This is a genomic window from Brevibacterium sp. 239c, from assembly GCF_900169365.1.
Lineage (GTDB): Bacteria > Actinomycetota > Actinomycetes > Actinomycetales > Brevibacteriaceae > Brevibacterium.
Genome location: NZ_FXZH01000002.1, coordinates 311,406 through 328,718, shown reverse-complemented (window position 1 = coordinate 328,718; position 17,313 = coordinate 311,406). Strand labels below are relative to the sequence as shown.

Below are 17,313 nucleotides of genomic sequence, written 5' to 3'. Positions count from 1 at the left end.
TCATACGTGAAGGTCTCGAGACCATGACCAGGACCGTTCTCATGAAACATTCCGCAGCGATTCGCTCGCGACTGCCGGGTGCCCCAGCCTTCCCCGAGTCGCAATGACGATCAGGGTCGCGGCGACAACGGAGCCCAGTGCCATGGCGATCCAAATCACGTCACCCTCGCCATCCAGGGTAGGAAAGACCTCGGCCCACATGACGGTGGCGAAGTTGTTCACACTCACGTGCATCAGCATGGACAACGGGAGGCTTTCTCCGGTGCGGTTGAACACCCAGGACATGACGATGTTGAAGGCAATGCAGAAGACCATGCAAGCGATCAGACGCGTCCAGGAGGAGTCTGGATATCCGCCCCATTCCGTCAGGAACAGCGGCAGGTGCCATACTGCCCAGATCGGGCCGAGGACGAACGCCGACTTCATCGGAGAGTGCATGCGCTGCAGGCGAGGCAAGGCGTAATCACGCCATCCAGGTTCTTCGGCAAGACCCGTCGTGACGAATTGGATGAGCAGCATCGGGACATAGGCGATGAGCGCAGTCATCGAGGGCGTGGCAATGTCTGTTCCGACGAACATGGCCCCGGTGAGGACCATTCCGGCGGGGACGGCCAGCAAGGCGATGAGATACCACCTGGGCGCCGCTTTCCATCGCAGCAATCGCCTTACCCACGCCTTCAGCCCGGGTCGTCCGTCGACAAGTGCCGTCAGCAGGAAGGCCGAGCCGATCGGACCCAGGTAGGCGCCAGGCAGAACGCCGAGAAGCTGGCTGGTTCCGAGAAGCTCGGGAAAGCTGAAGTCCCACAGTCCAAGCCCGTTCTGCGAGAGGATATAAGGGGCCCAGGCAAGCCAGCTCAGTGCGTTCACCAGAATGAAGAAGCTGAGCAATGGTCGCTGCTTCACCAGGCCTATGAGCTTTCCTGCAGGCGGTGAAGTGCGTGGTCGTGGCATGGTTTCGGTTTTGGTTTTGGTTTCATCAGCTTCAAAGGTCATGCATTGATGCTATGGAGATCGGGAGCATTGCCTCCAGACCCAAAAGGGCGCACTGCGAAGATGCATACTTTAGTTGCAAATCGCTTGCTCGCACGGCCTGGTCGGCCTGAGCCGCGGTCGGTCTGAGCTTCGGCCATACGGTGGTCACGGTCACCGACGTGCTCAGCTATCTGCTCGCGGCAGACGATGCCAGCAGTCGCAGTGCCGGATTCTAGGGTTCACCAACTCGGCGATCCTTGAGCCTGGATCGCTCGTCCGCGTCGGAGGCTTGCTCAGCGAACCATCCGAAGGGACACCCGATCTATCCATTGGGCATCAACCAATGGGTGGAGCTCTGCCGATTCGTCGGTGGCCCTGTTCGACATGCACGCTGGGACTCTCCGATGTTCACTTGGGATCTCCCTACGGCCCGGTCGCGTCGGCCTCTCAGTCAATATGCAAACGCCTGAGGAGTTGGTCCGTCCACGACGCGGTAGGTCGTCTGAACCATCCCGCCCTCGAGGACTGTGGTCCGCACGTGCTCGAGGTCCACATCTCCGCCAAGCGAGCCGAACAGTGACGGCCCATCGCCGATGAGCACAGGCACTTGGGAGAGGGTGAGCTCGTCGACAAGTTTGGCAGCAAGGAACCACCGGACGGTCGCCCCACCGTCGACGTAGACGCGGCGGCGACCATCCCGCTGCAGTGCGTCAACGGCCGCCTCGGGCGAGCGGTGCACGATGATTCGAGGGTCAGCATCTGCGGCAAGGGTCGTACTGATCACATGGATCGGGCGACCGAGGTAGGGCCACTCTTGGACGGATGCGATGGCCTCGTAGGTCTTCCGGCCCATCACCACCGCGTCAACCGACTCAACGAACGGTGTGAAACCCGCATCTCCGGCGGCCTCGCCGCGGCTGGTCAGCCACTCCAAGTCCCCGTCCGGCCGCGCAATGCGGCCATCGACACTCAACCCGAGAAAGACGACTGCACGGAGAGGCTTCTGCACTGTGGACACAGGATCAAGTATGTCTGCTGCGAGCGAGAACGATCAAGGAAAATCGGCAACACTCAGGCACTGCGGCCTTGCGTTCACAATCAGTTTCATCCCACCCCTTGACTTAGAGTGCACTCACAGTCGTAGGTTGGCTTCCATGACTCGGCACACCACAAACCTTCAACGCCCTGAAAGTCTCCAGCGAGCGCTTTCGGTCGATGACGATGTGGAGCTCTCGATCTCAGACGTCTGTGCGCTCCTCGACATCAACGCACACACCGCCCGCTACTATGAACGCGCCGGGCTCCTCGAGGTGCCTCGGAACCACTCGGGACACAGAATCTATGATCAGAAGGCCGTCGCTCGCCTCGACTTCCTCGTTCGCATGCGGACCTCCGGGATGGGCATCAGCGAACTCCGTCGATATGTCGACCTGGTCCGCGTCGGAGAGGCGACGACCGGGCAGCGTCTGCAGATCATGCTCGACCAGCGCGAGCGCATCGTCTCCCAACTTCACGAGCTGGAACTGGCCCTCCTCACAACTGACTACAAAATCGCCAAATACGGCGGGGTTCCCGATGACGACCGCGCACCGGCAGATACCTCACCGAGCTCCCACCACCAAGAAGGAGATCCATCATGACCACCACCCACCTCGGAGAGCTCAGCGTCTCCCCCATCGGCTTCGGCTGCATGGCTTTGTCCCACGTCTACGGCGGCACCACCGACGACGCAGCACGGGACACATTGAACACCGCAGTCGATGCCGGCATCACCTTCCTCGACACGTCAGATGTCTACGGCGAACCCCGCGAGGGTGCCACCGGCCCGGCCGGCACCAATGAAGAGATGCTCGCACCGTTCCTGGCCAAGCGCCGCGACGAGGTCCAGTTGGCCACGAAGTTCGGCATCACCGCCGGCCGCACCGGAGCCAACGATTCGGACAAACGCACCGATGGACGCCCGGAATACGCACGCTCTGCCTGCGATGCTTCGTTGGCCCGCCTCGGCGTGGAGACGATCGATCTCTACTATCACCACCGCCCGGATCCCGATGTGCCCATCGAAGAGACCGTCGGTGCCATGGCCGAACTCATCGAAGCGGGAAAGATTCGCCACATCGGTCTCTCTGAGGTCACCTCCGAGGAACTGCGGCGGGCCCAGGCCACCCACCCGATCGCCGCACTCCAGTCCGAGTGGAGCCTGTGGTCCCGCGACGTCGAGGACCATGTCGTACCGGCCTGCGCCGAGCTGGGCGTCGGATTCGTGCCCTACAGCCCCCTGGGCCGCGGGTTCCTCACCGGCACACTGACCAAGGAGCAGGTCGCCGGTGACTTCCGCGGCGGCACCACCCGCATGGGCGAGGCGTGGGACGCCAACCAGAAGATCGTCGATATCATCGCCGAGGTGGCCCGCCGCCACAACGCCACCAACGCTCAGGTGGCGTTAGCTTGGCTCCTCCACCGCGCTGACCGGATGGGTGTCTCCGCGGTTCCGATCCCGGGATCGCGCAAACCCGAACGTGCGCTTGAGAACCTCGGGGCCGTGGAGGTATCTCTCGACGCCGATGACATGACACAGCTCGATTCGATTCGGTCACTGGTCGAGGGTACTCGGAACATCGTCGACAATCCGACTTGGATCAGCTCTGGGCGGGAGTGAGCCTGGGGTTCTGACAGTCAGTGCTGCCGGGTCCGAGGCCGGGAGGTTCTCGAAGAGGTCATCAGAGCGCAGAGATGATTGGTGCAAGGACTGCAGCGACAAGGAGTGCTCCAATCACAATCGCCACGGCAGCGATCACCGTCATCACGGTTATGGACATAGTCCACCGCACGGGCGGCAGCGTTCGCACAATGATCACGCTCAGTGGAAGCAATATGAGAATGCCGCTGAGCGCCCCGGGCATCAGGCTCCATGACGCCACACTGATGGCGAGGTGGCCAGCAGCGTTGGCGATCAGGGCGTAGGCAACGCACACCAACGCCTCGGCGCTCCATTTCGCCCGGGTCGACACCGCGATCACGGCGACCGTGAGAATCGCCGCAGTGACGATCACGAGCGCGAGACCGAACTGCTCCTGGTCTCCGTGAAGTGACCGTCCCGGCAGCCAGGGGTGTGCAGCTATCCAACCCGTCAGACCCAGCAGCCATTCCTCAGCATTATGCAACGCCAAAGCGACAATAGTCGCCGCCCAGAAGACTGCAAGGCGTTTCTGGGTGGGCAGTTCGGGCGTCGTACTTACATCAGTCGCGATGTGCATCATCTCACTGCTCTCTTACACTCGTATTAACTCCTCTTACGAGTGTAAGATGATCCCATGGGACAAGCAATAGGGGATGGAAAGCGTCTGGTGGCCGAGGCATTGTGGCGCGTTGTTGCCCGGGATGGCATGACGGGAGTCAGCGTGCGGACCGTAGCCGCCGAGGCCGGCGTAAAGGGGGGAACAGTCCAGCACTATTTCCCTACGCGGGCTCAAATGGTGCACGACGCCATGGAGTTACTCGCAGACCGTTTCACGCAGCGGATCACTGCCATGCCGCGGACCGGGCCGACGCACGAGTGGACGCGGGCGATCCTGCTGGAACTGCTCCCTCTCACTGCAGAGCGACAGCGCGAGTTCAAGGTCTGGCTCGCCTTCACTACCCATGCCGACACGAACCCCGCGCTGACAGAACTCAAGCACATCTTTTCAACCCGACTCGGGGAAATGTACCAGCGACTCCTCCGAGCCAGGAAGGCAGCATCCCCCAGCATGGTTGACGATGCTCCCCCGGAGGCCATTCAGTCTGACTTCCCGGAGACAGCAATCCTGCAGGCTGTCATTGACGGCCTATCGCTTCAACTTGCGGACCTGGATCCTGACGAGGCAGCCCACTTGGGTGCTCGCCTGCTCGATCATTACCTCGCCAAGTCTGATGCTGAGCATCCCCATCGCACCCAGTAACGAACAGGCGCTGCAATCCTCCTCGTTGCGCATTTCAAGGCGACAGGGGCGTTCTACCCCAGCAGCCCTATCAACGACTCCCGCACCTGCAGCACGGCTAGGAATCCGAACAGCAGGAAGCAGACCGTGAGCAGTACGTTGGACAGCCCCTTGTTCCGCAGTGCTGTCGGCACCGAGGTTCGATTAAGGATGACGAGGAGCGCGATCGCGAGCACCGGGAGGATGAAGGCACTGATCGCGGCGTAGATGAGGACCAGGGTCACGGGCTGGCCCAGACTCATGATTGCCAGGGTGGCAATGGAGAGGTAGACGAGTGCGCCGCGGAACTCGACCGACTTTGCCGACATCTCGTGTTCGGGCTTGTCCTGGTGCGGGTAGCGTCGCAGCACGCGTATGCAGTCGGCGGTGACGTAGGTGATGCCGGAGAATCCGCCGAGCACGCTGGTGTAGACGACGGCGAGGAAGCTGATGAGGAAGACGATTCGTCCTAGTTCGCCGATGCGTGAGACCAGGCTGTCGGCGATGGCGAACAGTGAGTCGTTATCAGCGATCGTGAAGCCCTGGCCATATAGGATGAAGGCGCCAACGGCACTCATCGCCACGGCGAAGACGAACACCAGTGCGTAGCTGATGAACAGGTCGATGCGCACGACAGGTTTCCATTCGGCGGCGCGCCAGGACTTCTCGCGGATCCAGTATGAGTAGGCCAGTATTCCGGTGGCTCCGCCGACCCCGCCGATGAGTGACATGACGGTGATGATCGACCCGTTCGGGAAGGTCGGGGCCACGGTCTCCACAGCCACCGCCTGAGCTTCCTGACCCTGGAACACTGAGATCGCCAGCGCAACGATTCCGAAGAACATGATGATGCCGAAGCCGATCATCGCCTTCTCCACCAAACCATAGCGTCCGATGCCGACGAGGATCGCGGCCGAAAGCAGCACGACGACCGCGGTCGGCCAGAACGGCAGCACCGGGAAGAGCGCCTGCAGAATGTTCGTCGTCACGGCGATGACCCCGGCGCCGAAGAACAGTCCGACAAGCAGCTCTGCGATGAGGAACAGAGTGGGGAACAATCGTCCGCCGAATCGGGTCAGGTGGGACTGCAGTGATCGGTCACCGCTCATCTGCAGGCGAGACACCGCCTCGGAGAGCACGAATTTGAGAAGGATGCCCACGGTGAAGACCCAGATGAGGGCGAGCCCGTATTCGGCACCGGAGTTCATCGTCGTGATCATGTCCGAGGCTCCGACGCTGGCCAGTGCCAGAACGATGCCCGGGCCGACCAGGCGCAGTCTTCCGGCCAATGTTCCCGGCGCCGAGGTGGTGGTGTCGGTTGTCTGCGGAGTCGTTTCGGCGGACATGGGTGGGGTGGGGCTCCTTCACATGAGTTCGTCGACGAAGGTACGTGCGTCGTCCGAATGAGCTTCATTCGCACGGACGCCGTGCACGGTGGTGTCGTTCGCTCAGATGAGTATGGACGAGACCGTCACATGTCGGGATGGAAGTCTCATAACCCGGGAAGGAGCCCTGGCTTAAAGCCGAAGAAGAGGGCCGCTGGGTTCCATTCTAACCTCCACACCTGAGGGCCGTTTCCAGGCTCCGGGCGTATATTCGACGCCATGACTGATGCACTTGATGAGGGTCCGTTCTTCCATGGCACTAAGGCGCAGCTACACCCTGGGGAACTGCTGGGCCCAGGGTTCAACTCGAACTATCGTCCCGAGATCGTCATGAATCACATCTACTTCACCGCGCTGCCCGATGGCGCCGGGCTTGCGGCCGAGATCGCCGCGCTCGACTCCGTCCCTCACGTGTATGAAGTCGAACCTTTGGGCGAATTCGAGAACGACCCCAATGTCACCGACAAGAAGTTACCGGGAAACCCCACCCGGTCCTATCGCAGCACCGAACCCTTGCGAGTCGTCCGTGAGGTCACCGACTTCAAACGCCTGACCCCGGAAGAGCTTCAGGACTGGCGGGACAAACTGGCGAAACTCCACGCCGACCCCGCTGCGAAGATCATCAACTGAGCGTTTTGAACTGCCCAAATGCCGTCAACCGCCGAAGAAGTTCTCGGCTCGGAGTACAGTAGTCGAGCGTGAGCCCCGACGATGCCCCTCGCGCGCCGACGCGTCCCCCGCTGTCGATTTCGCTGGCCGCATTCGTCTCCAGCTTCGACCGTTTCGCGATCAGTCCGCTCATCGTTCTCGTGGCCCACGATCTCGGCGCGACCCTTGCCGAAGCGCTGACGATCGCCAGCGCCTACTTCCTGGCCTACGGCGTCAGCCAACCCGTATGGGGGATCCTCTCCGACAGGCTCGGGCGGGTTCGCCTGATGAAGTGGACACTCCTCGCCGCGGCCCTGACAGGCGTGGCAGCGACCTTCGCCCCGACGCTGAGCATCCTCGTCATCGCTCGCGCTCTGTCCGGTGCGTTCTACGGAGCCATCGTCCCGACCTCGATGACCTATGTCGGCGATACCGTCGACGAGGCGAATCGTCAGCCCGCACTCACCGATCTCATGGCCGCCATCGCCGTCGGAACCGCGAGTGCCACAGCGTTGGCCGGGGTCCTCGCACATTTCATCGACTGGCGAGTGGTCTTCGCCATCCCGGCCGTCCTCGCCGTCGGATGCGCCTTCGGTCTGCGCCGACTGCCTGAACCGCCCCGGGAGCAGCCGGGTAGCGTCGTTGCCACCATCCGTGCCGCGATCACCCACCGGTGGGTGCTCATCGTCATCGGCCTGGCCTTCATCGAAGGCGCCGTGGTCCTCGGGGTCCTCACCCTGCTCGCCCCGGCCCTGCAGTCCCAAGGCACCGGCGCGGCGATCGCCGGCCTGGCCACCGCCGCCTACGGTGTCGGCGTCATCATCACCAGTCGCATGGTCAAGGCCCTCAGTTCTCGTCTGTCAATGCCGCGGCTCATCGCAATCGGCGGCAGTGCGACGGTGCTCGCCTTCGGACTCCTCGCCGCGCACCTGTCGATCACCACGGTCATCATCGCCGCACTCCTGCTCGGCGCGACCTGGTCCTTCCAGCACTCATCCCTGCAGACCTGGGCGACCGGTGTTCTGCCGCAGGCCCGCGGGACCGTCGTCTCATTCTTCGCAGGCACCCTCTTCGCCGGAAGCGCAGTCGGTGCCGCGTTCGGCGGTGGACTCGGCGACAAGAATCAATGGACGCTGCTGTTCGCGATCACGTGCGCCGTCGGCCTCGTGCTCACCGTATCCATCGTGGTCAGCCGCCGCATCTACGCGGGTCCGCGCAAGAGCTGAGCTGCGCTGAGTTGAACTGAGTTGAGCTGAGCCGACGAACCTACCGTCCGAAGAACTCCTTGCACGCTCGACGGACGTTCTCGATCGCCTCGTCGTCGATGTCGAGGTGCGTGACCCAGCGCAGCTTGCCGTGTGCACCGCCGGTGATGATGCCGCGTTCGCTCAGGAACTCGGAGAACGCGGACATGTCGACACCGTCCGGGGACAGAAAGACCATGTTGGTCCGTGCTTCACCGGCGCCGAGCTCCGGGAAGTCTGCGAAGACCTCTGCCAGGCGGGTCGCACGGTCATGGTCCTCACGCAGACGCTGGACGTTGTTCTCGAGCGCGTAGATTCCGGCCGCGGCGAGGACACCGGTCTGGCGCATACCTCCGCCGAGCGTCTTGCGGATGCGCTTGGCCCGACCCACCAGCTCCTTGGCCCCGACCAGCAGCGCACCCACTGGGGCGCCGAGACCCTTGGACAGACACAGTGAGATCGAGTCGAATCGACCCGTCAGTTCCGAGGCTTCGCGGCCGATGGCCACGGCAGCATTCATGATCCGTGCCGCATCGAGATGAGTGGCCAGACCACGGCTGCGCGCCAATTCGGTCGCCTCCTTCACGTAGTCCTCGGGAAGGGGGCGACCGTTGAAGGTGTTCTCCAGCGTCAGCAGCCGGGTGATCGGATTGTGGAAGTCATCGGGTTTGATCGCCGAGGTGATGGCATCGAGATCGATGATGCCGTCGGGTTCGTTGGGCAATGGCTGCGGCTGGATCGACCCCAGGACCGCCGCTCCCCCTCCCTCATCGCGGTAGGCGTGCGCGGTCTGGCCGACGATGAATTCGTCGCCGCGTCCGCAGTGAGCCATGATCCCGGCGAGGTTGGCCTGCGTGGCCGATGGGAAGAACAGCCCCGCTTCCTTCCCGAGGAGCTCGGCGGTCATGGCCTCGAGCCGGTTGGTCGTCGGATCTTCGTCGTAGACCGCGTCGCCCACCTCGGCGTCGGCCATGGCCTTGCGCATTCCCGCACTGGGCTTGGTGACAGTATCGGAGCGGAAATCAACCCGCGGACCATCTGTTGCGTTCATGTGCTCAGTTCTCCGCGGTTCGGGGGCGGGCGACGGGGTGGTTGCTGGCAATCGAGATGCGGTTGAACGAGTTGATGAGGATCACGGTCCATTCGACTGCGGAAATCTGTTCGGCCGAGAGGAACTCACCGGCTTCGGTGGCGATCGCGTCGCGATCGGCCGTCTTGTCGATGATGGTCAGCGTCTCCGCCAACAGCAGTGCGGCCTTTTCCTGATCGTCGAAGATCTCTGCCTCACGCCAGGTCGGCAGCAGGTCGAGCTTGATCTCCTCGACCCCTGCTTTCCGGGCTGCCGGAGCGTGGATGCTCAGGCAGGTGCGGCATCCGTTGATCTGGGAGACTCGCGTGTTGACCAGCTCGAGGAGTCCATCGCTCAAGCCTGCTGCTCGGGCGACCTTCCGCGAGGCGGTCGCGGCCTGGACCATGGACTTGTAGACCTCGGGGTGGATCTTGTCGATGTAGGGACGATTGACGTTGGCTCGTGACACTCTTCAGGCCTCCCGTTGGACGAGGTCGATGTCGGCGCCGGTGGCCTTGCGGAAACTACCGCCTTCGGCCACGTAGTCGTCGCCGGTCTCGTTGAGCTTCTTGACGAACAGGGGGCAGACCGGCACGACCGTCACGCCTTTCTCTCGGCTGTCAGCCAAGGCCTGGGCGACGAGGACCTTGGAGAGTCCACGTCCGCCGAAGGCTTCGTCGACGACCGTGTGGTAGAAGATCCGCTCGGTCTCGGCCTCCGGTCCGGGCAGGAAGTAGGCGTGCCCGGCGACTTTCTCGTCCTCGACGGTGATGACGTAGGACTGGCCCTGTTCGTCGAGGTCCACGCGCACGGGTGCGCCGGTCGAATCCTTGAGTGCTTCGCTCATTGTTCTGTCTCCTTCTTTGCTGTGGTCTCGGGTCCGCCTTGGACATGCGGTGGCGGGTTCTTCCGCGCTTTGATGACGACGTCGGGCAACCTCGGCGCGGGGAGTCGTCCGAGCCCGTTGGCGTTGGCTCCGGGCCCGCCTTTGCCGACGTATCCTTCGACTTCGCCGAACCGGTCCCCTTCTACCTGCCATTCCTCGCGGTACTGCTGGATCTCCTCGTGGGTGCGGCCGACGAAGTTCCACCACATGACGATCTGTTCGGGGAAGGGTTCCCCGCCGAGGAGGACGGTCCTGGCCATGGACTCTCCGCGGTTGCTGATCCGCATCTCTGTGAGCCCGACCCCGGTGTATCCGATGGCGTTGACCGGCAGCGGAACGTTCTCGACGGCGATGTCACCTGAGTCGACGAGGACGCCGTGTTCGAAGGTCTCATCGATGGGCAGGTCGATGCTCGCGCCGGGGTCCAGGCGGATCTCCGCGCCGAGGAGGGGCGAATGGGTGCTCACCGGAGAGGATGAGCCCCACAGCTCACCGAGAAAGACGAGGAATTCGCCGCCGTCGAAACGAGTGGCCTCGGGCGCGAAGTGCTCGAATTCGCGTGCTTCCTGATGGCGGGAGCTCTCGGGCAGGGCCAGCCACAGCTGCACACCGTGGAGGGTCGCGGTGGACTCCGTCGAGACCTCGGAGTGGCAGATGCCTCGACCGGCGGTCATGAGGTTGACCTCTCCGGGCAGCACGAGCCCGGTGTGCCCACCGGAGTCGATGTGCTCGATGGCACCGTCGAAGAGCCAGCTCACGGTCTGCAGACCCGTATGCGGGTGAGGGGCGACGTCCATGCCGCCCGAAAGCCCCACGTCGTCGGGACCGTAGTGGTCGACGAAACACCACGGGCCGATGAGCGACCGTTGCCGCTGCGGCAGAGTCCGGCGCACGGTCATCGCCCGCGGCCCGCCGAGGGGGACGTCCCTGGCCGTGATGATCTCGACCGGGGCTCGGCCCTGCACATCGCATTGCGGTCCGGGCAGGCCGCCTGCCCGGCAGACCACTTGGTCCGGTTGGGCTTCGACGTTGCTCATTGCGGTCTCCTTCTCACTGTCGAACCACCTCGGCGATCATTGCCTGTTTTGCCGTCATTGCTCGATCGGTTCTGCCGGTTGCGGATGGATCCTGTCGATCAGTCGAAGAAGCTCGCCGAGGTTGTCCTCCGTGAGTGCGGAAAAGGCGGTCCTGACGACTTCGGCATTGGTGCGCGCGGATTCGCGTTTCAGTCTCAGCCCTTCGGGTGTCAGCGCTACGCACACACCGCGCTGATCGGCGGAATCGGCTGACTGGCTGACCAGTCCTCGCGTCTCCAGGCGGCGCAGCAGGCGTGAGAGTGCGCTGCGGCTGAGCACGATCTCATCCAGCAGCTCACGGTGACGGATCGTGGTCGTCGAGGGAATGTTGACGAGGACGTCGAACTCGGTGGCGGTGAGGCCGTGATCGGCTCGGAACCGGGCCTCCAAGGCGTCGACGAGGTCCGCGTGCGTCTCCAGCATGCGTCGCCAGACCCCGATGGCGCCAGACAGCTCCATGGATCCTCCCCTGGTCATCTCGGCACCCATCATGAATCGCGGTCGAACCGACGGTTCGGCTCGGCGCATCTGCACAATTTGTTGCATCAACAACAATTCCACAGTCGGATGCCGAAGTCCAGGGTCATTCCGGCCGCAGCAATGAACGGCGAGGGCCGGGTGTGACCGGGTCAGACGTTCTGCTTCACGAACTCCAGGTCAGCCTCAGTCGCCCAGCGGAAACGGCCGCCGATGGCGAGAAAGTCGTTGCCGTGCTCTTTGAGGCGTTCGGCGAACAGCGGACAGACAGGCACCACAGTCTTCATGCTGTTGCTGCTCTCCTTGAGCGCGTGGGAGACGAGGATCTTCGCCAGGCCGCGACCGGAGAATTCCTCGCCGACTTCCGTGTGATACATGATCCTCTCGGCCTCCGATCCGGGACCGACGAGGTAACGGGCCCGCCCGGCCACCTCGCCTGAGTCGTCTCTGACCACAAACGCCGAGTTCTGCTCATCGTGTTCCACTCTGACTCTGGCACCGGTGGAATCCTGCACTGTTTCAGACATGTTCCAGCCTCCTCGATCGGCATCACTTCCATTGTGCATGCACGAGGCGGCCCTGCCCATCCCCCTACGGGAACCACTTCGGGCTCGCCTACGCGTCGTCGATCGGAATGCGCTTCCGCCACGGCCACCAGACGCTTCGCCCGATGTCGTGGACGAGTGCCGGGACCACGAGCGAACGCACGAGGATCGCGTCGAGCAGGACTCCGAAGGTGACGATGAAGGCGAGCTGGAACAGGAACATGACCGGAATGACCGCGAGTGCCGCGAAGGTCGCGGCGAGGACGATCCCCGCCGAAGTGATGACCCCGCCGGTCGCGACGAGCCCGGAGAGCACGCCCTTGCGGGTGCCGAATCGCAGCGATTCCTCACGGACCCTGGACATGAGGAAGATGTTGTAATCGATGCCCAGCGCCACGAGGAAGACGAACGCGTACAGCGGCACCGAAGGGTCGGCTCCGGAGAATCCGATGATGTGGTTGAACACCAAGGCGGAGACGCCGAGTGCGGTGCCGAAGGACAGAACCGTCAGCGCCACCAGCAGCAGCGGAGCGAGGAGGGACCTCAGCAGCAGGATGAGGATGACGGTGATGACGAGGAGGATGAGCGGGATCGCCAAGGCCCGATCCGCCTCGGCGGTGGTGTTCGTGTCGAGGTCGACGGCTGTCTCCCCACCCACGAGGGCCTGGACGTCGACATCATGGACGGCGTCGCGGATCGAGGTGACGGTGTCCTCGGCCGCGAGTGAGTCGGCCGCATCGGACAGGGTGACCTCGAGCAGGACCTGCCCGTCGACCTCGGTGGGTGCCGGTGGGGACGACTGCGGCACCTCGGCCGCGTCCGGTCCTCCCCCGCCCTGGGGTGACTGGAGAGTGCCTTCGTCGTCGATGGCAACGGTCCCGCTCGGGGAGTCGTTCGCGACGACAGTCATCGACTCAACCCCGCCGAGGCTGCCGACGGCTTTCGCCGCATCCTTGAGCTGGTCGTCGGCCACGACGATCTGAGTCGGCGAACCTGAGCCACCGGGGAAATGCTCGGCCAGGACGTCCTGGCCGTCGCGGGCTTCGGACTCGCCCAGAACGAAGTCGCTCTGCGCCACACCGGAGGCCTTGAACTGCGGGAAGGCCAGCAGCGGCAGCGCGAGGAGGACGACGAGACCGATCCAGATCACACGCGGACGCCGGGCGACCACCTCGGCGATGCGTGACCACAGGCCCTGCTTCGCACCAGCACTGGCCGGGCGGACCTTCGGCAGGAACGGCCAGAAGACGGCCCGACCGATGATGATCAGGGCCGCAGGCAGGAAGGTGAGTGCGGCACACATCGCCACGAGGATGCCGATCGCGGCCACGGGGCCGAGCGCCCGCGTCGAGGCCAGGTCCGTCAGGAGCAGGACGAGGAGGCCGGCGATGACGGTGCCACCCGAGGCCGCGATCGGTTCGAGCACGCCCTTGAGCGCAGCCAAGCCGGCTCTGAGTCTGTCGCGTTCGGTGAGAAGCGCGTCGCGGAAGCGGGCGACGACGAGGAGGGAGTAGTCGGTGGTGGCACCGACGACGAGGATGAACAGGATCCCTTGGACCTGGCCGTTGATGAGCAGGATTCCGGCATCGGCGAGGTGCCAGATGACAAAGATCGAGGCTGAGAGCGCCGCCACCGAGGTGAAGAGCACGATCACCGGCAACAGCGGCGAACGGTAGACGATGACGAGGATGACGAAGACCGCGATCAGCGCGACGAGCAGGAGGATGCCGTCGATGCCGGCGAAGGCTTCGGAGAGGTCGGCGGAGAACCCGGCCGGACCCGTGACGTGGACGGTGACCGCAGTCCCGCTCTCGCTGTCCGCGCCGGTGCTGTCGGAGAACTCATCACTGATGATGGTCCGGATGGCTTCGACATCGTCGGCAGTGGTCTCCGATGAGACCGGGAGGATGAGTTCGAGCGCGTCGCCGTCGTCGGCCGGGATGACCGGTGACGCCTCGGAGGCCAGCAAACCTTCATCATCAAGCGCTGTCGTCAGGCCATCGAGTTTCGTGGCGTCCTGCTCCGTGACGCCGTCCCGGTTCTCCAGGACGACGATCGCGGGGACGTCGTCATCATCGCTGAAGCCGTCAATGAGCGACTGCGCCTTCGTCGACTCGGCCGATTCGGGAAGGAAGGTCGACCGGTCGTTCGTGGCCACCTCCGAGATCTTGCCGAAATAAGGGCCACCGACCCCAGCGATGCCCACCCACGCGACAAGAAGGACGGCGAAGAGGGCGATGAGGGAACGACGGGCGCGGACGGGGGCGGCCGATCTTCCTCCGCCCGGTTCCTGGATCGTGACGTCGCCGTCGGGCCCGTCTGGTGGAGTCGTTGACAACAGGTGGCGAGACATTCTTCAACTCTACGCCCGTCGTTGCGCCCGCGATGACTGGTGTCTGTGAAGGTGAGCGGGGTGCTGGGCCGATTGCTTGATCTTTCACCACCGTGGTTCGAGAGTGAGTACACAGGTGTTCTCATGAGCGAGGCAGGTCAGGAACTCGGTGAGCTTCGACTGACCAACGATCGCCTCATCACTCATCGGTTGAACCGACGTTCCACTTCGGCGAACCAATAGACTGCTCCGGTGAGTAGTTTCGTCGCACCCGCCATCATTGCTGTCTTCGTCGGATGCGGGGCAGCTGTCCTGGCCTTCGTGCCATTCGTCGCCATCAGCTTCCGACGACTCGGTGGGATGACTTTCTGACACACCGCATCGTGGTTTGCTGCAGCGATCTACGCGATGGGTCTGTGGACCTACACCCTCGCGCCGTTCCCGCAGCGCTCAGACGTGGAATATTCACCGATTCAGCTGCGACCGTTCCCGTTCGTCGACGATATCCTCGGGTTCGACACCAGCGGCATCAGTGCTCTCATGTCGAACCCGGCGGTGCTTCAGGCGACTCTCAACATCGTCCTCTTCGCTCCCTTGGGATGGTTCCTCCGCCAATTGGCCGGTCGCGGGATCGTCATGGCGACCATCACCGGATTCGCCATCTCCTCCTTCATCGAGTTCATTCAGCTCTCGGGCATCTGGGGCCTCTATGGATCCGCGTACAGGGTCTTCGTCACCACGCTCCGGGGAGACGGCGAGATCGCCGAACCCGGCGACTCCGTCGTGAACATCGCATTCCTGCTTCCGCCCTTCGCACAGCTGATAACAGTGCTGTCGGGCGGAGTCGCCCTGGGAGAGCGTCTGGTGCTCATCTGCGCCGCACAGACGCGCCTCCCAGCGGCGATCTCCAGACCGCTGCGTTTCCTCTTCGGCATCGGCGGCTACATGCTCCTGACCCAATGGCCATTCCCCGGTTCGGGACTCATCCTCACCGGGCTGGTCCTGGCCACCTTCATCATGGTCTTCACCACCTGTTCGCACCGTGGTCTCGCGTGCGCTGTCGCGGGAATCGAGATCGTCGACGCCCGCGCAGCACGGCGAGACGACCGAGCACCGCGTCGATGATGAGGAACCCGAGCAGGCTGATCCCCACCAGCGGCAGGAACACCCCGATTCCCCCGGCGACGAGCGCCACTGCAACAAACGCCCACCAGGGAGCCGCCGCCAGCGCACCTCGAACCGGTGCCCGTCCGAACCTCCTGGTCGGATCATGCTTCGGTCGCCGCTGCCACCACATCACGTAACCCCACACGACCATCGAAGCGATCCCAACTGCGAGCACAACGAGCACGATCTGGTTGGCCAGGCCGAACATGGACCCCATGTGCAGGTCGATGCCCCACCGGGCAAGTTTCGAGACCAGCCCATAGTCGGAGAAGTCGACACGGTCGGTGATCTCCATGGTCTCGGCGTCGATTGCCACAGCGTCGATCTCGGTAGGAAAGCTGCGTTGGATCTCTTGGACCACCCACGCCGAGTCCTCATCGGCGGGCGGCAAGATCTCGACGAGTCCGGTGTTGACGTTGACGTCCTGCGCCATCGCCAGCATCATGTCGAAGTCCGCCGGATCGGGCCCGGAAGCCTCGGCCGCATCGGCCTGCCCTGTGTGCCCGGCATGGCCCTCATGCCCCGAGCCACCGGCGTGGCCTTCGTGCTCGGCGTGGCTGTCCCTTCCGCCTCCGTTCCTCGTACCCGCGGCAGACTCCCCGCCGAGCTCCGTGGAAACCGCAGGCGTCGACCAGTCCAGCGCCGCGCGCAGCTTCGTCACATTGTCTCCGCCCAGCTGGGACCAGGTGATGCCGGTGGCGGACAGGAACAGCATCCCGATCGCGGCCCACACTCCAACCGAGGCGTGCCAGGAGAAGGTGCGTCGAAGGCCCTTGTGTTTCCGCGACGGCCGCAGCAGTGACGATGCCTTCCGCGCCCGACGAGCACGGAGCACCCACAGACACAATCCCGCGACGGCGATGATGCCCAGCCAGGACGCGGCGAGCTCGCTGTAGTACCGACCGACATCGCCGAGGTGAAGGCTGCGATGCAGCTGATCGACCCAGGTTCTCAACGGCAGGGATCCCGAGGTCCCGTACACGGTCAGGTCACCCTTCACCTCGGCGGTGGCGGGATCGATGAAGATCGCCCGGGACTCGCTCTCGCCCAGGTTCGGGTCATCGAACATCACCCGGGTCGTCGTCCCGGGCTCCGGTGCCGGGCGCACCGCACTGATAGTCTCCCCTCCCCCGGTGTAGGCCGTCGCGGCCGTGACCTGATCGGCCAACGGCAGGGCGGGATCGCTCGCCGAGGCGGTGAGTTCATCGGCGTAGACGAGCTGTTCGATCTCAGGGCTGATCGCATACAGGGCGCCGCTGAGTGCGGCGATGAGGATGAAGGGGCCGACGAAGATGCCGGCATAGAAGTGCAGCCGGCGCAGAAGCTGGGTGAACCACCTGGACCCTGGTGCCCTGCTCACGTCAGGGACGCTGGGGCTGTCGGGATGCCGGCCTTCAGAACTGCTGGAGTGCCGACTGCCGGCACTGTCGAGTTTGAGGCTGCTTGGTTTGGGGCTGCCGCCCGAGGCTTCGGGCAGGGGCGAAGAAGGAATGGTCATGGTGAAGCTTTCTGTGAAGAATGGTCAGCAAAGCCCACACCAGCGTCGATTCGCT

At 63.8% G+C, this 17,313-nt stretch carries 18 protein-coding genes; 6 read left to right on the top strand and 12 right to left on the bottom strand.

The features are described from left to right. Positions 1–39: 39 nt before the first annotated feature. Together BSP239C_RS03325 and BSP239C_RS03320 are read right to left on the bottom strand one after the other, a co-directional pair. A complete protein-coding gene (locus BSP239C_RS03325; protein ID WP_257930057.1) occupies positions 40–993 on the bottom strand; it encodes a CPBP family intramembrane glutamic endopeptidase in 954 nt (317 codons plus the stop codon). Between the two features lie 430 nt (positions 994–1,423). Continuing rightward, the gene (locus BSP239C_RS03320; protein ID WP_101570181.1) at positions 1,424–1,990 is read right to left on the bottom strand and encodes a dihydrofolate reductase family protein; all 567 of its coding nucleotides are present in this window, start codon (positions 1,988–1,990) and stop codon (positions 1,424–1,426) included. Positions 1,991–2,126: 136 nt separating this feature from the next. On the opposite strand from BSP239C_RS03320, the gene BSP239C_RS03315 reads away from it, so the two are divergent. Continuing rightward, on the top strand, positions 2,127–2,612 hold the full coding sequence (locus BSP239C_RS03315; protein WP_180958906.1) for a MerR family transcriptional regulator: 486 nt from the start codon (positions 2,127–2,129) through the stop codon (positions 2,610–2,612). Then, positions 2,609–3,631, top strand: coding sequence for an aldo/keto reductase (locus BSP239C_RS03310; protein ID WP_101570180.1), 1,023 nt, complete (start codon positions 2,609–2,611; stop codon positions 3,629–3,631). Before BSP239C_RS03315 ends, BSP239C_RS03310 begins: the two co-directional genes overlap by 4 nt. 61 nt (positions 3,632–3,692) lie before the next feature. Here BSP239C_RS03310 and BSP239C_RS03305 read toward each other — a convergent pair whose 3' ends face one another. Continuing rightward, positions 3,693–4,229: an HXXEE domain-containing protein gene (locus BSP239C_RS03305; protein ID WP_219618835.1), complete on the bottom strand. Its 537-nt coding sequence runs from the start codon at positions 4,227–4,229 to the stop codon at positions 3,693–3,695. A 57-nt stretch (positions 4,230–4,286) separates the two neighbouring features. On the opposite strand from BSP239C_RS03305, the gene BSP239C_RS03300 reads away from it, so the two are divergent. Continuing rightward, the gene (locus BSP239C_RS03300; protein WP_101570178.1) at positions 4,287–4,913 is read left to right on the top strand and encodes a TetR/AcrR family transcriptional regulator; all 627 of its coding nucleotides are present in this window, start codon (positions 4,287–4,289) and stop codon (positions 4,911–4,913) included. 53 nt (positions 4,914–4,966) lie between these two features. On the opposite strand, the gene BSP239C_RS03295 is transcribed toward BSP239C_RS03300, so the two are convergent. Beyond that, positions 4,967–6,277, bottom strand: a complete 1,311-nt coding sequence (locus BSP239C_RS03295; RefSeq protein WP_101570177.1) for an Nramp family divalent metal transporter — start codon at positions 6,275–6,277, stop codon at positions 4,967–4,969. A gap of 258 nt (positions 6,278–6,535) precedes the next feature. On the opposite strand from BSP239C_RS03295, the gene arr reads away from it, so the two are divergent. Continuing rightward, positions 6,536–6,946 (top strand): NAD(+)--rifampin ADP-ribosyltransferase, encoded by a 411-nt coding sequence (gene arr / locus BSP239C_RS03290; protein ID WP_101570176.1) that lies wholly within the window; start codon positions 6,536–6,538, stop codon positions 6,944–6,946. Positions 6,947–7,014: 68 nt separating this feature from the next. Then, entirely contained in the window at positions 7,015–8,190 is a 1,176-nt protein-coding gene (locus tag BSP239C_RS03285; RefSeq protein WP_257930056.1) for an MFS transporter, read from the top strand. 40 nt (positions 8,191–8,230) lie between these two features. On the opposite strand, the gene ltaE is transcribed toward BSP239C_RS03285, so the two are convergent. From ltaE to BSP239C_RS03250, 7 genes are all read right to left on the bottom strand, one after another. Further along, a complete protein-coding gene (ltaE, locus tag BSP239C_RS03280; protein ID WP_101570175.1) occupies positions 8,231–9,259 on the bottom strand; it encodes a low-specificity L-threonine aldolase in 1,029 nt (342 codons plus the stop codon). Positions 9,260–9,263: 4 nt separating this feature from the next. Beyond that, a complete protein-coding gene (locus BSP239C_RS03275) occupies positions 9,264–9,746 on the bottom strand; it encodes a carboxymuconolactone decarboxylase family protein (RefSeq protein ID WP_101570174.1) in 483 nt (160 codons plus the stop codon). Between the two features lie 3 nt (positions 9,747–9,749). Further along, a complete protein-coding gene (locus BSP239C_RS03270; RefSeq protein ID WP_101570173.1) occupies positions 9,750–10,124 on the bottom strand; it encodes a GNAT family N-acetyltransferase in 375 nt (124 codons plus the stop codon). Continuing rightward, positions 10,121–11,200, bottom strand: coding sequence for a pirin family protein (locus BSP239C_RS03265; RefSeq protein WP_101570172.1), 1,080 nt, complete (start codon positions 11,198–11,200; stop codon positions 10,121–10,123). The genes BSP239C_RS03270 and BSP239C_RS03265 overlap by 4 nt, the downstream gene beginning before the upstream one ends. Before the next feature lie 54 nt (positions 11,201–11,254). After that, a complete protein-coding gene (locus BSP239C_RS03260) occupies positions 11,255–11,698 on the bottom strand; it encodes a MarR family winged helix-turn-helix transcriptional regulator (protein ID WP_180958905.1) in 444 nt (147 codons plus the stop codon). 170 nt (positions 11,699–11,868) lie between these two features. Further along, positions 11,869–12,243 carry a GNAT family N-acetyltransferase gene (locus BSP239C_RS03255; protein ID WP_101570170.1) on the bottom strand — a complete coding sequence of 125 codons (375 nt, stop codon included), beginning with the start codon at positions 12,241–12,243 and terminating at the stop codon, positions 11,869–11,871. Positions 12,244–12,331: 88 nt separating this feature from the next. Continuing rightward, positions 12,332–14,614 carry an MMPL family transporter gene (locus BSP239C_RS03250; protein ID WP_101570169.1) on the bottom strand — a complete coding sequence of 761 codons (2,283 nt, stop codon included), beginning with the start codon at positions 14,612–14,614 and terminating at the stop codon, positions 12,332–12,334. A gap of 387 nt (positions 14,615–15,001) precedes the next feature. On the opposite strand from BSP239C_RS03250, the gene BSP239C_RS03245 reads away from it, so the two are divergent. After that, complete coding sequence (locus tag BSP239C_RS03245; RefSeq protein ID WP_101570168.1) at positions 15,002–15,718, top strand: VanZ family protein; 717 nt, start codon at positions 15,002–15,004, stop codon at positions 15,716–15,718. Here the strand turns inward: BSP239C_RS03245 and BSP239C_RS03240 are convergent. Beyond that, positions 15,618–17,258: a PepSY domain-containing protein gene (locus BSP239C_RS03240; protein ID WP_101570167.1), complete on the bottom strand. Its 1,641-nt coding sequence runs from the start codon at positions 17,256–17,258 to the stop codon at positions 15,618–15,620. The genes BSP239C_RS03245 and BSP239C_RS03240 overlap by 101 nt on opposite strands. Positions 17,259–17,313: the final 55 nt, after the last annotated feature.